General features: G+C 63.7%; 1 pseudogene. It reads left to right on the plus strand.

Going from position 1 to position 993, the window contains the following annotated elements:
* Positions 1–86: 86 nt before the first annotated feature.
* Positions 87–993: pseudogene (locus IE243_RS23725) on the plus strand (IS630 family transposase); the annotation flags it as partial.

The raw sequence follows: 993 nt of genomic DNA on the forward strand, positions 1-993 counted from the left end.
TACCAAGGCCTTCTGCCCCTGACTCATGCAGGGTTTTGTTGGGAGCGCGGACGTGATTCAGTTTCGCAAATGGTTGGAGATTTGCGATGGCTGCGCCGATCCGGGTTCGGGATGATTTCACTGCTGCGCAGGTTCGCGCCTTCGCCCGGGCTTCAAAAGACCCAGCCCAGGTTCGCCGTCTTCTTGCGATCAGCGCCATTCTGGCAGGCGCCAGCCGCAGCGATGCGGCCAGCATCGGGGGCGTGACGCTGCAGATCGTCAGGGACTGGGTACTTCGTTTCAATGCCGCTGGCCCCGATGGACTTGCCACGCGCAAGCCTCCGGGGCCTGACACGATCCTCAACGACATCCAGCGGCGTTTGTTGGCTGAGATTATTGAGGCCGGCCCCATTCCGGCGGTTCACGGCGTCGTGCGCTGGCGCATTGTCGATCTCGTCCAGTGGCTGTGGGATGAGTTTGGCGTCTCCATCAGCAAGCAGGCGCTCGGGCGTGAATTGCGGACCATGGGCTTTCGCAAACTTTCGGCCCGTCCCCGCCATCAAGGCCAGCGTCCGCAGGATATCGCCGCTTTTAAAAAAGCTTCCCCATCCGTCTGGCGCAAATCCGGAAGGGCTTGCCCAAGGACACCGCAATAGAACTGTGGTGGCAGGATGAGGCCCGGATCGGCCAGAAAACACAGATCACCCGGCGCTGGGCCCGGCGCGGCACGCGGCCGGTGGCCCAGCGTGACCTGCGCCGGGCTTCGGCCTGGTTATTCGGCGCCATCTGTCCTGAAAGTGGCAAAGGCGCAGCCCTGGTCATGCCGCGCTGCGATAGCGAGGCGATGGGGCTGCACCTGGCCGAAATCAGCAGCCTGGTCGCGCCCGGCGCCCATGCCGTGCTTCTGCTCGACCAGGCTGGCTGGCATGTCTCCAGCAAGCTGCACGTGCCAGCGAACATCACCCTCCTGCCGCTCCCGCCCAAATGCCCCGAGTTGAACCCGGTCGAGAACGT

Origin of the sequence: Camelimonas fluminis (assembly GCF_014656355.1) — a bacterium.
In the GTDB taxonomy this organism is placed as follows: Bacteria; Pseudomonadota; Alphaproteobacteria; order Rhizobiales; family Beijerinckiaceae; genus Camelimonas; species Camelimonas fluminis.